The sequence below is a fragment of the Sutcliffiella sp. NC1 genome (assembly GCF_027594365.1).
GTDB classification, from domain to species: Bacteria; Bacillota; Bacilli; order Bacillales; family Bacillaceae_I; genus Sutcliffiella; species Sutcliffiella cohnii.
This window is the reverse complement of record NZ_CP115153.1, coordinates 196,999-211,166: the sequence shown is the minus strand read 5'-3', so window position 1 is coordinate 211,166 and position 14,168 is coordinate 196,999. Positions and strand designations below refer to the sequence as shown.

At 37.2% G+C, this 14,168-nt stretch carries 11 protein-coding genes, 8 tRNA genes and 1 rRNA gene; all 20 read right to left on the bottom strand.

Annotated elements, in window-relative coordinates; genetic code table 11:
* Positions 1 to 73: 73 nt before the first annotated feature.
* The 20 genes from O1A01_RS01140 to rrf all read right to left on the bottom strand — a co-directional run bounded on the left by O1A01_RS01140 (position 74) and on the right by rrf (position 14,160).
* Positions 74 to 1,714, bottom strand: coding sequence for an AMP-binding protein (locus tag O1A01_RS01140; RefSeq protein WP_270065392.1), 1,641 nt, complete (start codon positions 1,712 to 1,714; stop codon positions 74 to 76).
* A 137-nt stretch (positions 1,715 to 1,851) separates the two neighbouring features.
* Positions 1,852 to 2,400 (bottom strand): histidine phosphatase family protein, encoded by a 549-nt coding sequence (locus O1A01_RS01135; RefSeq protein ID WP_066419778.1) that lies wholly within the window; start codon positions 2,398 to 2,400, stop codon positions 1,852 to 1,854.
* Positions 2,401 to 2,476: 76 nt separating this feature from the next.
* Positions 2,477 to 3,055: a hypothetical protein gene (locus O1A01_RS01130; protein ID WP_066419777.1), complete on the bottom strand. Its 579-nt coding sequence runs from the start codon at positions 3,053 to 3,055 to the stop codon at positions 2,477 to 2,479.
* Positions 3,056 to 3,249: 194 nt separating this feature from the next.
* Positions 3,250 to 4,647, bottom strand: coding sequence for a guanine deaminase (gene guaD / locus O1A01_RS01125; RefSeq protein WP_270065391.1), 1,398 nt, complete (start codon positions 4,645 to 4,647; stop codon positions 3,250 to 3,252).
* 163 nt (positions 4,648 to 4,810) lie between these two features.
* The gene (gene glmS / locus O1A01_RS01120; RefSeq protein ID WP_066419775.1) at positions 4,811 to 6,616 is read right to left on the bottom strand and encodes a glutamine--fructose-6-phosphate transaminase (isomerizing); all 1,806 of its coding nucleotides are present in this window, start codon (positions 6,614 to 6,616) and stop codon (positions 4,811 to 4,813) included.
* A 436-nt stretch (positions 6,617 to 7,052) separates the two neighbouring features.
* The gene (gene glmM, locus O1A01_RS01115; protein ID WP_270065390.1) at positions 7,053 to 8,399 is read right to left on the bottom strand and encodes a phosphoglucosamine mutase; all 1,347 of its coding nucleotides are present in this window, start codon (positions 8,397 to 8,399) and stop codon (positions 7,053 to 7,055) included.
* Positions 8,400 to 8,417: 18 nt separating this feature from the next.
* Positions 8,418 to 9,659, bottom strand: a complete 1,242-nt coding sequence (locus O1A01_RS01110) for a CdaR family protein (RefSeq protein WP_066419770.1) — start codon at positions 9,657 to 9,659, stop codon at positions 8,418 to 8,420.
* Positions 9,652 to 10,485, bottom strand: a complete 834-nt coding sequence (cdaA, locus tag O1A01_RS01105) for a diadenylate cyclase CdaA (RefSeq protein WP_066419768.1) — start codon at positions 10,483 to 10,485, stop codon at positions 9,652 to 9,654. The genes O1A01_RS01110 and cdaA overlap by 8 nt, the downstream gene beginning before the upstream one ends.
* 122 nt (positions 10,486 to 10,607) lie before the next feature.
* Positions 10,608 to 11,240, bottom strand: a complete 633-nt coding sequence (locus O1A01_RS01100; RefSeq protein WP_270065389.1) for an anti-sigma factor family protein — start codon at positions 11,238 to 11,240, stop codon at positions 10,608 to 10,610.
* A gap of 17 nt (positions 11,241 to 11,257) precedes the next feature.
* Complete coding sequence (sigW, locus tag O1A01_RS01095) at positions 11,258 to 11,821, bottom strand: RNA polymerase sigma factor SigW (RefSeq protein ID WP_066419765.1); 564 nt, start codon at positions 11,819 to 11,821, stop codon at positions 11,258 to 11,260.
* A gap of 305 nt (positions 11,822 to 12,126) precedes the next feature.
* Positions 12,127 to 12,993 carry an arginase gene (gene rocF, locus O1A01_RS01090; RefSeq protein WP_066419795.1) on the bottom strand — a complete coding sequence of 289 codons (867 nt, stop codon included), beginning with the start codon at positions 12,991 to 12,993 and terminating at the stop codon, positions 12,127 to 12,129.
* Positions 12,994 to 13,227: 234 nt separating this feature from the next.
* Positions 13,228 to 13,303: transfer RNA gene (locus O1A01_RS01085), tRNA-Ala, on the bottom strand.
* A 73-nt stretch (positions 13,304 to 13,376) separates the two neighbouring features.
* Positions 13,377 to 13,449 (bottom strand) — tRNA-Lys (locus O1A01_RS01080).
* Between the two features lies 1 nt (position 13,450).
* A tRNA-Gln gene (locus tag O1A01_RS01075) sits at positions 13,451 to 13,525 on the bottom strand.
* 82 nt (positions 13,526 to 13,607) lie between these two features.
* Positions 13,608 to 13,691: transfer RNA gene (locus O1A01_RS01070), tRNA-Tyr, on the bottom strand.
* 16 nt (positions 13,692 to 13,707) lie between these two features.
* A tRNA-Val gene (locus O1A01_RS01065) sits at positions 13,708 to 13,783 on the bottom strand.
* Positions 13,784 to 13,795: 12 nt separating this feature from the next.
* Positions 13,796 to 13,870: transfer RNA gene (locus O1A01_RS01060), tRNA-Glu, on the bottom strand.
* 14 nt (positions 13,871 to 13,884) lie between these two features.
* Positions 13,885 to 13,958, bottom strand: a tRNA-Thr gene (locus O1A01_RS01055).
* A gap of 1 nt (position 13,959) precedes the next feature.
* Positions 13,960 to 14,034, bottom strand: a tRNA-Asn gene (locus tag O1A01_RS01050).
* Positions 14,035 to 14,043: 9 nt separating this feature from the next.
* Positions 14,044 to 14,160 (bottom strand): 5S ribosomal RNA (gene rrf, locus O1A01_RS01045).
* Positions 14,161 to 14,168 lie beyond the last annotated feature (8 nt).

Here is a 14,168-nt window from a genome sequence, read left to right as displayed (position 1 = left end):
CATTATATCAAACAAGGATGAAAATGCATTTAAAAATTAAAACGCTAAAACAAAATGTTTTAGCGCTTTCATCCTATTTCACACTTAATCTTCCAAGAGCTTCTTCCCTTAATTTATATTTTTGAATCTTCCCAGAGGCTGTCATCGGGTACTTTACCGTAAATTCTATGAAACGAGGAATTTTATGACGAGATATTTTCCCTCTACAAAATTCTTTTAATTCTTCATGTGTAGCTGTTTGACCTTCTTTCAATATAATCCAAGCCATTACTTCTTCTCCATACTTCTCGTCTGGTACACCAATTACTTGCACATCTAATACTTTCGGATGTTGGTAGAGGAATTCTTCTATTTCGCGAGGATAAATATTTTCCCCTCCACGAATTATCATATCTTTTAATCTTCCCGTTATTTTGCAATATCCACTTTCATCCATTACAGCCAAGTCACCAGTATGGAGCCACCCATCTTCATCAATTGCCTCACGTGTTGCTTCTGGATTGTTGTAATAACCTTTCATTACATGATAACCTCTCGTACATAGTTCACCTTGAACCCCAATTGGTACTTCTTTATTTGTACCTGGCTCCACTATCTTTACTTCAACATTAGGAAGTGCTTTTCCTACTGATGATACCCTTAACTCTATTGGATCATCGGTTCTCGTTTGTGTAATAACTGGTGATGATTCTGTTTGACCATATGCTATTGATATTTCATCGGCCCCCATTTTCTCCACTACAGCCTTCATCACTTCAATTGGACAGTTGGAGCCTGCCATTATTCCTGTTCGTAACGTTGATAGATCGAACGATTCGAAGTTTTCCAAGTTTAATTCGGCAATAAACATTGTCGGAACTCCATGGAGTGCGGTACATCTTTCATCTTGAACAGTTTGCAGTACCTTTTCTGGATGAAACTCTACTAACGGTACAATGGTTGCCCCTACGTTAACACATGCTAATACACCTAGCACACAACCAAAACAATGGAAAAATGGAACTGGGATACACATTCTATCCTCATACGTTAGCTTCATACAATTTGCAATGTTGAGTCCATTATTTACAATGTTGGAGTGTGTAAGCATGACCCCTTTCGGAAAGCCAGTCGTCCCAGAAGTATACTGCATATTTATTACATCGTCATAATGCAACGAGTTCATACGAAACTGTAGTTGCTCCTCCGTTATTTCCTTCCCTTTTTCTATCACATCTTGCCAATTAAATGTACCTTCATATTTCTTTTCACTCAGCACAATTACGTTTTTTAACTTAGGTAGCCTTTTACTAACCAATTTACCTGGCTCACTGCTTTTTAATTCCGGCACGAGGCTATACAACGTATCAATATAAGAGTGGTCACGAAATTGCTCAATTAAAATAATCGTCGAAGAATCCGATTGCTTTAACAAATATTCTAATTCGGCTTCACGATAATTTGTATTAACCGTTACTAATACAGCCCCCATTTTACCTGTCGCAAATTGCGTAACAAGCCATTCTGGTGTATTCGTTGCCCAAATTGCTACATTTTCTCCTTTTTCAATACCTAAAGCCATAAACCCTCGTGCCGCTTGCCTACAAACTTCATTAAATTGTTCATATGTATATCTCAGACCTCTATCCGCATAAACAACTGCTTCTCGCTTTCCTTGCCGCTTTGCAACATTTTCTAACAGTTCCCCTACCGTTACCTTCAATAAATTAGCCATTCCGTTATCCCCCTTTTAAAAAACGAAAAGTGCATGCGGTAAACATGATGGATACTTTGAACGATGAACGCATGTCAGATAATTAATATTTTAACAGAATATTTAAAATTATTAAATCGTTTTAACTGGCGCAAGAATTAGCTCATACTCCAAATACGTTCTATAGCTACATCTGTTCCTAAAAAAGTTATTTTAAATACATCTGGATTTGTTAACGATTGCCACTCTTTAAAACCAAAAGTGGGCTCGTAATTCTTTAATATTAACGACATTAAATTTCCGTGTGTTGCGACAACTGATACTTTACTATCACTTCGGACTATTTCGTTTATGACAGAACTCCCTCGTTCCATTGCTTGGAAACTAGACTCTCCACCTGGAAATGTTAGGTCTAGCCTTTTAAAAGATTCTTCTAGCATATGTAACCAATTAGGGTGATCATGTTCACTCAATACTCTTTCCCCTAGCCGTTCGTCTTTAACAAGCTGAAGTTGTAGCATGTCGGCTAACGGTTGAACAGATTGAAAAGCCCTTGAAAATGGACTAGTAATAATGGTATCAATCTGTTTATTCGATAAAAATTCAGCTAACACCTTCGCTTGTTCTATCCCTTCCACTGTTAATTGCGCATCAAACTTCTGTCCATCTGCTTTACAATGTCTTACGAGATAAATTATTTTTACCATTTTTCCACGTTCCTCTCATCTCCTAAATGTTAGATTACAGAAAGTAAAAAAAGGCTTATTATAAGCCTTGCTGATCCTACATATCCACTATAACTTCATTATTCTGCACACTACTAACTGACAGTGAGTTCCTACTATTTAAATAACTATTTATACATCCTTCATACTCTAGCTGAAAGTAAGGGGCCAAGCGAAGGTCATTTGGTGTTAGTAGAGTAAGAGGTTTTGGGAAATGTATGTTGTCACACTCTGACAAAACACGCCCCACAAACTGAGAACAACAAAAAGCGTAATCTCTACTAAATTGTATATTAAGCATTATTGCGAACAAACCTATAAAATTATATTTATACTTTTGCTTCTCTCTTTCTATCATTCCAATATAATTTTTCATATTTATTAATTGCTCTTTCGTTACTTCACAACTATAAATAGCACAGGTAGCACCTGAAAATATCGGTGAACTCGTATTCTCTTTAACAAACCCTCCAATAAAAGGGTTCCTTGGCTGTTTCCGACCAAAACTATATAATTCTACTAGTTCTTTATCAAAAGCAATCGAAGCATGATTATAAGGTGTTCCCGTATATAACTTAATCATTTTTGTCAGTACAGTTCCTGTATCAGAAAGTACTAAATATATTTTTTCCCCCATGGACTCGCTCTCCCTAACGAATGCAATTCCCTCTGCACTCACGTCTTTATCATATTTTAGAAAAAACTTCTAAAAAGGTTAACGTACTCGAGAAATATTTCTTATAGAACTTAAGACGTATTTGGAGAACTTTAAGTTTCAAAAATATTAATAAATTTTAGAGTTTTTTGGTGAAAAATAGAAAAAGGGCAGAACTATAATCCGCCACTTTCTATCAGAGCTAGTCTCCCTTCCCTCTTATGCACTTTTTTCCCTTGTACCCACACTTCACGAATATTTTCTGGACGGGCGTGATACAGCATTTTTTGAAAGATATCTAACAACTCTTCATGATCATCGTAAATTGGTAATTTGGCAGACGGGACCTTTGTATCAATAATTTGAATGTCCCAAGTATACTTTTCTTGAATACGACCGATAGGTAAACTTAAACTTTCTCCTCCTCCAGCCGTTGCGAAAAAAAATGCTTCGTTAACTGTAATACTGGAACCTTTTACTCCTCTTATATCAGCTGGTAAAGTTGTATTTACCCCGTCTTCGAGCATTCTTGAAGAAATAACAGCCTGCTTAATATTATCATATAGACTTGGTGAAAACCCTCCCGAAATATCTGTACCTAACCCAATTTCAACACCTTTTGCATGAAGACGGGCTACCGGCAGAACACTATTAGCAAAATAAGCATTAGATATGGGACAATGGCAAACCGCTGTTCCAGTTTCTATAAAAAGCTCCACATCGGATTCATCTAAAAAGTTGCAATGGGCCATTACTGATTTTTCTCGTAATAAGCCAAAACCATCAAGTGCGAAGGCATCATTCTTTTGAAATCTTGTTTTTACAAACTGGTGTTCCCAATCACTTTCACTACAGTGGGACTGCACATGTGTATCATATTTAGCAGCTAATTTACCTAATCCCTCTAACGCTTCATCTGTACAACTCGGAATAAAGCGCGGGGTAACGACTGGGTAAACACCTTGTTTCGTTGACTCGGCTAATTCTTTTACAGCTAAAATAAAATGTTCCGTTTCTTCAAGGGCAGTAGCAGTATTTGTGTCACGATAGTATTCTGGATTTTGTTCCACATCATCCATTACTACTTTCCCCACAAGTCCTCTTTGACCTTTTTCCGCACAAATTTCAGCTAGTAATAAACTCGATTCTTTATGCACAGTCGCAAAATAAAGAGCAGTCGTTGTACCATTTGCGAGCAACGTACTAACTAAGTCTTTATATACCTCTTTCGCAAAATTCATGTCCGAAAACTTTGATTCTATTGGGAAGGTATACGTATTCAACCAATCGTAAAGAGGGATATCTAATGCCGTACCTGCTTGCGCCCATTGTGGAGCATGTACATGTAAATCAACAAATCCAGGTAATATATATTGACCTCTCTCTAAACGGTGAAAATTGTTCGTTCCACCGTACAGGTTTAAAATGATATCGTACTCTTCCTCTTCTGGCGCAACGATTTTTTCAATCATTCCGTCCTCGTTAATGCAAAAAAGATGATCTTTTATTACTTGTATTTCTTTTGAAGATTTACTTGTAAATGCAGTACCTTGAAAGATAACCGAATATCTCATTTATATTTCACCCTATTGTACGTTTTTTATTTAATTAAAATAAATTATAGTAGAGAAAATACGTTAAGTCTATATAAAATACGAATTTTAAGGTGAAAGCGGATATAAATGAAGCAACCATAAAAAACCTCTACTTCTAATTGAAGTAGAGGTCAAAAAATAATTATTCAACTGTTACAGACTTCGCAAGGTTACGCGGCTTATCAACGTCACAGTCTCTGTGAAGTGCTGCATAGTAAGCAATTAATTGTAACGGAATAACTGAAACTAATGGTGTTAACAATTCGTGTACTTGTGGAACAACGAATGTATCTTCTTCAGTATCTAACCCTTTCATTGAAATGATACAAGGGTTTGCACCACGTGCTACTACTTCTTTTACGTTACCGCGAATGCTTAAGTCTACATGCTCTTGTGTAGAGATTGCGATAACTGGTGTCCCGTTTTCAATTAGAGCAATTGTTCCGTGTTTTAATTCTCCTCCAGCGAATCCTTCCGCTTGGATGTAAGAGATTTCTTTTAATTTTAAAGCTCCTTCTAAACCAACATAGTAATCCATCGTACGTCCGATAAAGAAGCAGTTTCTCGTTGTTGATAAGAAGTCACGTGCAATTGATTCGATTTCTTCTTTTGTATCACATAGTACTTCCATTGCAGCAGCAACAATTCCTAGTTCTTTTACTAAATCAAATTCTAAAGAATATCCTTTCGATTCTGCTAGCACAGATGCAAAGATAGCTAATACTGCAATTTGAGCTGTATATGCTTTTGTTGAAGCAACCGCAATTTCAGGACCAGCATGCAATAACAATGTGTAATCTGCTTCACGGGAAAGAGTCGACCCAGGTACATTTGTAACCGTTAATGTTGGGTATCCAAGCTCCTTCACCTGAACTAATACTGCACGACTATCTGCTGTTTCACCACTTTGAGAGATGAAAATAAATAACGGTTTCGCAGATAGGATTGGCATATTGTAGTTAAATTCACTCGCAACATGTACTTCTACTGGAACCTTTGCTAATTTTTCAATCATTTGGCTTCCTACAAGACCCGCATGATAGCTCGTTCCTGCCGCTACGATGTAAATACGATCTGCATCATTTACAGCATTTAAAATGTCTGAATCAATTGTTAATATTCCATTATCGTTTTGATACTTTTGAATAATTTTACGAACAACTAATGGTTGCTCATCGATCTCTTTTAACATGTAATGTGGGTATGTGCCTTTTTCAATATCACTTGCGTCTAACTCAGCTGTATAAGGAGAGCGTTCTACAATTTCACCTGTTAACTTTTTAATAGTTACAGATTCACGCTTCACAATAACAATTTCTTTATCCATAAGCTCTACATATTGATCCGTTACTTGGATCATCGCCATCGCATCACTAGCGACAACATTAAATCCGTCTTTACCGATACCAACTAGTAATGGGCTTTTGTTTTTACCAACAAAAATAGTTTCATCATTTTCGTTATCGATTAAAGCAATTGCGTAAGATCCTTTTAAAATAGATAACGTATGGCTAAATGCCTCTTCTACAGAACGACCTTCGTTAACAAACTTTTCAATAAGCTGTACTACTATTTCTGTATCTGTATCACTAATAAAGTTAACATCTTGTAAATATTCTCTTTTTAAGATGGCATAGTTCTCAATAACACCATTGTGTACTAATGTAAAGCGGCCAGATGTACTTCTGTGTGGGTGAGCATTCACCTTGCTAGGCACACCATGAGTTGCCCAGCGTGTGTGACCGATTCCAACAGTAGCTTTTACACTATCGTCTACAATGGTACGCAAATCCGCAATGCGTCCTTTTTCTTTAAACACATGCACACCTTCATTATTAATAACAGCAATTCCAGCTGAGTCATAACCACGATATTCTAATTTTTCTAAGCCTTTTAGTAAAATTTCTTTCGTATCTTGAGTTCCAATATATCCTACAATTCCGCACATAAGTTAGTTTCCTCCCAAAAAGTAAGGGACTAAACTACACCTAATAAGGGGCAGATTTAGCCCCCACATTTATATTTAATATTGTTTCAATCATGTTTTAATCTTTGTACATAAAGTTGCCTCTATGGTTTTAATTAAAACGTTACAGTTGTGACTGAACAACCGGAAGGTATCCGCCGAACTTTCGATAAACCTTCTCCTCGTCAACTAAACTCTTTTCCGCTCACAGTTTAGTTCAGGCGCTTTTCTATTTTCCCCCACTATGCTCCTTTCTATCTTCGAATAAAGACAATATTTATCTTACACATGATTAGGATAATCGTCAATCAAAATCATTAGTATTCCCCTAGAATTGAAGTAAGATACTTATAAAAAAGATATGCAGTACTAGCATTTTTCGTGCTAGTATACATATCTTTTGTTAGGAATAGTAGCGTTATTCTGTTCCCATTTCTGCTTTTACTACTTCCACTATTTTGTTCACATATTGTTCGCAAAGTTCCTCAGTTGGAGCTTCTGCCATTACACGAACTAAAGGCTCTGTACCTGATGGACGTACTAACACTCTTCCGTTTCCATCCATAGCTGCTTCTACTTCGTCAATTACCGATTTCACACGATTATTATCTGTAACATGATATTTATCTGTTACTTTTACGTTCACTAGTAATTGCGGAAACTTTGTCATTTCGGCTGCTAACTCTGAAAGGCTTTTCTTCGTTGCTTTCATTATATTAACAAGCTGTAACCCGGTTAACATTCCGTCACCAGTCGTGTTGTAATCGAGGAAAATAATATGACCTGACTGTTCTCCACCAAGTTGATAGTTTCCTTTTTTCATTTCTTCCACTACGTATCGGTCCCCAACTGCTGTTTGCTTCGTACCAATTTCAATAGCTTCTAATCCTTTATAGAAACCTAAATTACTCATTACAGTAGAAACGACCGTATTATGACGAAGGCGTCCTTGTTCACTTAAATATTTTGCACATATAAACATTATTTGGTCACCATCGACGATTTGACCTTTTTCATCAACTGCTATTAGGCGGTCTCCATCTCCATCAAATGCTAATCCAACGTCAGCACCCTTTTCAACAACTAGTTTTGCCAACTCTTCAGGGTGAGTTGAACCTACACCATCATTAATATTTAAACCGTTTGGTGAAGTTCCCATCGTAGAAATATCTGCCTCTAAATCTGCAAATAAGTGCGTTGCTAATGATGAGGTTGCACCATGTGCACAATCTAGAGCTACATGTAGACCAGAAAAATCTTCATCCACTGTTTGTTTTAAAAATTGTAGATACTTTTGTCCACCTTCAAAATAATCGTTTACCTGCCCTAAATCAGAACCTACTGGACGAGGAAGTTTGTCTACTTCTTGATCAAGCAACGCTTCTATTTCTGTTTCCTGTTCATCTGACAATTTAAAACCATCTGGTCCAAAAAATTTAATACCGTTATCTTGGACTGGATTATGGGAGGCTGAGATCATTACACCTGCTTGAGCACCTAATGCTTTTGTTAAATATGCTACACCAGGAGTCGATAGAACACCAAGACGCATTACTTCTGCTCCTGTTGACAATAGACCAGCTACTAACGCTCCTTCTAACATATGTCCAGAAATTCGCGTATCACGGCCTATTAATACTTTAGGACGGCTTTCATCTTTCGTAAGTACGTATCCACCAAAACGACCTAATTTAAATGCAAGTTCTGGTGTTAATTCTGAGTTTGCAATTCCACGAACACCATCCGTACCAAAATATTTTCCCATTCTTTTATTCGCTCCTTTTTATTCCTTTTCCGTTAAATTTACCTTTATAGTAGATTGGGGTACTTCCCACGTTACATTTTGAGGTCCATTTACTTCAAGGGACACTTCATGTTCTCCTACTCCTAAGTCGGTAACATTTATATATAATTCCATATCATTGCTACGTAAGTCGGCTAATACAGTCGGTGACCCTAATACCGTTAAATCTAGCCTTCCGGTCTCTGGATCTAAAAAATTTAATTCTAAGTTATCGGATAGTCCAACTGACCGGATTGATAAGTTCGGAAAAGTTTTTTCTTCTTCTCTTTCCACTTCTACTCGAATCGAAACTGTCTCTGGTACCACTCGTCTAACACCTTCTGGTACAGGTACCTTTACTTCTATCTCTGTTGTTTCCGTTATTTCTGACAAATCAATACTGATATTATCAAGAAACTCTATTTTGTCAATAACATTCTTCGGTCCATAAATTGTAATTTCTTTCGTAAGTGGTTCTATATTCGTAATACTTAAATCATCTTCAAGCGTCCCTTTACGGCTCACTCGGAATGGTACATTTTTGTAAGGACTAGTTATCGGAACACTTACATCAACAACAGGTGGTTCTACTTCGACATTCAACACGTTACCATCACGATCATAGACGGTCACGGTCGATTCTGCTTCAAGGGACTCATTAATACCATCTAAATCAACCCTTGCCTTTACGAGTGCAATTCTATCTATCAACTCTTTAGCACCTGTAACTTTTACAACGTTTGGTTTAACTATCGGTTGTTCTGGCTGATATCCCTCTTCAATCTTATTCCGATTTATAAAGTCCACTTCAACTGGGAAATCTCTCGTTACCTTTTCATGTATTGTTATATTTGCAACTGCAGGCTCAATTATAACATCGAGTTTGTCAGATACATTTTGGTAAAGTATTTGCACTTCATGTGTTCCAATTTGTAAATCTGTTAAGTTAACAAACACTTCTATCTCTCGCTGCACAGCTGCAGGTTTTACAATAGAAGTAGGGCCTTCCATCGTGACAACAACCGTTTGTGGTATTCCTGAAACAACTAAGTTCTCCCGGTCATAATAAGCACTAACCGAAACATCTGTAATCGTTTCTGTATCACGATTTGAAAGAGGCGGAAAAGCAGTTGTTTCTGCTTGATTAGCTGTATTATCAATATTCGTAGACAAGTACAATGTTAGTGCTAATAATAGAGCAATGATTTTCATTGCCCAACGGTTATCAAATAGTTTATCCACTCTTCTTCCCCCTCCATTGCCAACGTGTTGAAGAAGCAGATTTGTTTTTTGCTTGCATTTCTTTTTCTAACAACTCTTGAAATGCTTCTGGCTCTAAATCACGGTGTAATTCACCGTTTTTTGTAAGGGAAATACTTCCTGTTTCCTCTGAAACAACAATTGTAATGCTATCTGTTACTTCACTTATACCTAATGCAGCACGGTGTCTTGTACCTAACTCTTTTGATATAAATGGACTTTCTGATAATGGCAAATAACAAGCAGCGGCAGCAACTTGATTTTTTTGCAATATTACCGCTCCATCATGCAACGGAGTATTTGGTATAAAAATATTGATTAATAATTCGGACGAAGTTTTCGCATTAAGCGGTATACCAGTTTCTATGTAATCACTTAATCCTGTTTCTCTTTCAATACAAATAAGCGCTCCAATACGACGTTTTGCCATGTATTGAACAGACTTCGTGATGGCTTCTATCGTTTTTATTTGTTCTTCATCCTCTGGTACGTTACTTCGTGAGAATAGCCGTCCACGACCTAAATGTTCTAACGCACGACGTAACTCTGGTTGAAAAATGATGATAATCGCTAAAAATCCCCAAGTTAGTGCTAGGTCCATTAAATATTGTAATGTTTTTAAACCAAGTAAGTAACTAAAAACTCTTACTAAAACGATAACAATAATTCCTTTTAACAACTGAACCGCTTTAGTTCCCCTAACAATGGTAATTAGTTTATATACAACAAACCATACTAATAAAATATCTATAATACTGGCTAAATAGCTCAAGATTGGATAGTCTCCAATGGGTAGTCCAAAAGGCATTCTCACACTTCCTCATCTGTACAAGAATATGTACGAAAACGTATCATTCGTATTATAACATATATAATAGATATTTTACTCAAACAAACAAGCTTAGAAAATATATTCTAAGCTTGTTTTTATTATTCTTTCACAACTGCAATTGCTTTAGTAAAAATTGTTTTGATTTGATACCAGACCCAATCAAATATTTCATTAATTTCTTTTATTTCCCCTGTTACATTGCCGGCAGAAGCTAAATAATTTTCCCCGTCCAATACAGACCCATTAATGACGGTAACATTGCCATTTACTTCTCCTTCAATTCGGATATTACCATTTCTCACTATTACATCACCTTGTACGATTTCCCCTTCTGGTACGATGACTATTTCATTTTCTACAATGAGGTTAGGCTGTTTTGAAAAAGAGAATTCATTGTTGCCTTGATAACTTCCAAACAGGCTCCCAGTCATTAATATAATAAAAATGGATGCAGCTACTAATAATGGATGCGCTCGGAACCAGCGGTTAACACTTATCGTTTTCTTTTCTTTCGGTAATGCTGCCATCACTTTGTTTGTAAAATCCTCACTCGGAGTAACATGTGAAGTACTTTGGACTAAAGCAATTGCCTTTTCTAACTCATGAAAGTGCTGATAACATCCTGTACACTCCTGTAAATGAGATTTCAATAGTTTTTCTTTTTCCTCTTCTAAATCCCCATCTAAATAATTATGAATATCTGTGACGATGGAATCAGGACACTTCTTCATTAATAACACCTCCGATACTATACATGGCGCAATTGCTTTCGTAGAGCCTCTCGCCCTCTATGAATTCTAGTTTTTACTGTGTTAATTGGTAACTCTAATATTTCACTAATCTCTTTTAGTGACAGTTCGTCGATGTACTTTAAAACAATTACTGAACGATACTTGTCTGGTAATTTTAATATTTGTTGTTGAATTTCCCCTTGTAGTTCCAAGGTCTCAATTTCATCCTCTGGCAGTACAACATCTGCAGCAACCTGAGAGTACATATTTAAACCTTCTGTACCAGCTACCTCCGCGTCTAAATAATAGTCCGGTTTCTTTTTTCTAATTCTATCGATGCACAGATTTGTAGCAATTCGATAAAGCCAAGTAGAAAACTTCCGCTTCAGATCATAACTATGAATGTTAACATAAGCACGTATGAATGCTTCTTGAGATATATCTTCTGCTTCATGTGCATTACCAACCATCCGATAACATAGCTGATATATTTTGTCTTTGTAAAAATCGACAATATCTGCAAATGCATCTTGGTCTCCCTTTTTTAACTGTTTTATTCTTCTTTTTATTAAGTCTTCCATACCCTACCTCCGCTTGTTGCGGTCGTCTATATTATACGGCCTATATTCAAAAAGGTTTCAAATATTTCTTTCTAACTATTATTTTAACAAAAACAATAATACATTTGTTAAAAATAAGGAAATATTGAGAAATATTATCAATTATCTTGAAGTGAGAGTTTTTAGATTAGTTTATTTAATACACTCCTTCTCTAGGATGTAATAATGTGATTCTTCCTATAAAAAAGAAAAGCCAGCTGTTTATAAGCTGAGCTTTCTTTTCTAATGTTGTAGCATATAAATCTTGTCTTTGTCACCTTTTGTTTTTATAATAGTTTTTCACCAAATAATGATCCCATTAATGCAACAGCCACTTCAGCCGTTTTATTTCGTTCATCTAAAATAGGGTTAACTTCCACAAATTCAGCAGAAGTTATTAGTTTTGATTCCTCTAACATTTCCATAGCAAGATGGCTTTCTCGGTATGAAATTCCACCATTAACAGGTGTACCTACACCTGGAGCATCATGAGGATCTAACCCATCTAAATCTAATGATAAATGGACTCCATCCGTTCTTTCTTTTAAATAATGAATTGCTTCATCCATTACAGCAGTCATACCTAATCGGTCAATTTCATGCATTGTATATACTTTGATTCCTTTTTCTTTAATTAACTTTCTCTCACCTTCATCTAATGATCTAGCACCGATAATGACAATATTTTCAGGTTTAATTTTTGGGGCATAGCCACCAATAGAAGTTAATGATTGGTCACCTAATCCAAGGCTAACCGCCAATGACATTCCGTGAATATTACCAGAAGGAGATGTTTCTGCCGTATTTAAATCCCCGTGGGCATCATACCAGATAACTCCTAAGTTATTAAAGTGTTTAGCAACACCTGCAATGGATCCAATAGCAATGCTATGATCTCCTCCAAATATTAACGGAAACTTCCCTTCTCTAAATACCCCATCTACTTTAGAGGCTAATAATACATTAGCATCTGCCACAGCTTTTAAATTCTTTAAATTATTTTCAGAGTTAGCGTTTCTATCTGCACTACCAATTTCTATATCACCAAGATCTTCAATTTCTAAATTTAAATTTTCTAAGCGTTCTACTACACCAGCGTATCGAATAGCACTGGGTCCCATGTCAACGCCTCTTCTCATTTGACCTAGGTCCATTGGAACACCAATGATCGCGATAGACTTTTTCACCGTAATTCCTCCTTCTACTCTCTTACCCTCTACTACATTGTATCTGTTAAGCTGAGGTTGGCTCAACTCGACAAAATAATGAATATATATACACAAGACTTCTCATTTTCTTTACATGTACTAATAACGTTATGAAAATATAAAGAAGCGCTAGATATAATTCTAGCGCTTTTATATTTTTATGTACGTATTTAAGATAGTTGGTGGAGCCTAGCGGGATCGAACCGCTGACCTCCTGCGTGCAAGGCAGGCGCTCTCCCAGCTGAGCTAAGGCCCCAAAAAAAGTAGTTAAGAGGAATAGTTCTTCGAAAAGAATCAACTACCTCTGAACTACTTCCGTTAAATATCTATGTGCCATGAAGGACTCGAACCTTCGACCCTCTGATTAAAAGTCAGATGCTCTACCGACTGAGCTAATGGCACTTGGCTGGGCTAGCTGGATTCGAACCAACGCATGACGGAGTCAAAGTCCGTTGCCTTACCGCTTGGCTATAGCCCAATGTGAGTTGTATGTTATATCCAATTATGTACTATTTATCCTTCCTTAATTAAGGGGAATTATACATAGCAGATAAATTAAATGGTGGAGGGGGACGGATTCGAACCGCCGAACCCAAGGGAGCGGATTTACAGTCCGCCGCGTTTAGCCACTTCGCTACCCCTCCATATGTGAGTTGGTAATGGTGGAGGATGACGGGATCGAACCGCCGACCCCCTGCTTGTAAGGCAGGTGCTCTCCCAGCTGAGCTAATCCTCCGAATATAAAAAATGGTGACCCGTACGGGATTCGAACCCGTGTTACCGCCGTGAAAGGGCGGTGTCTTAACCGCTTGACCAACGGGCCATACTGTTTTCGTAAGCTTCCAACCGGGCTCGAACCGGTGACCTCTTCCTTACCATGGAAGTGCTCTACCTAACTGAGCTATGGAAGCATGGCTCCACCAGTAGGATTCGAACCTACGACCCTTCGGTTAACAGCCGAATGCTCTACCGCTGAGCTATGGTGGAACAATGTTAGCCTGGCAACGTCCTACTCTCGCAGGGGGACAGCCCCCAACTACCATCGGCGCTGAAGAGCTTAACTTCCGTGTTCGGTATGGGAACGGGTGTGACCTCTTCGCCTTCATCACCAGACATATTTA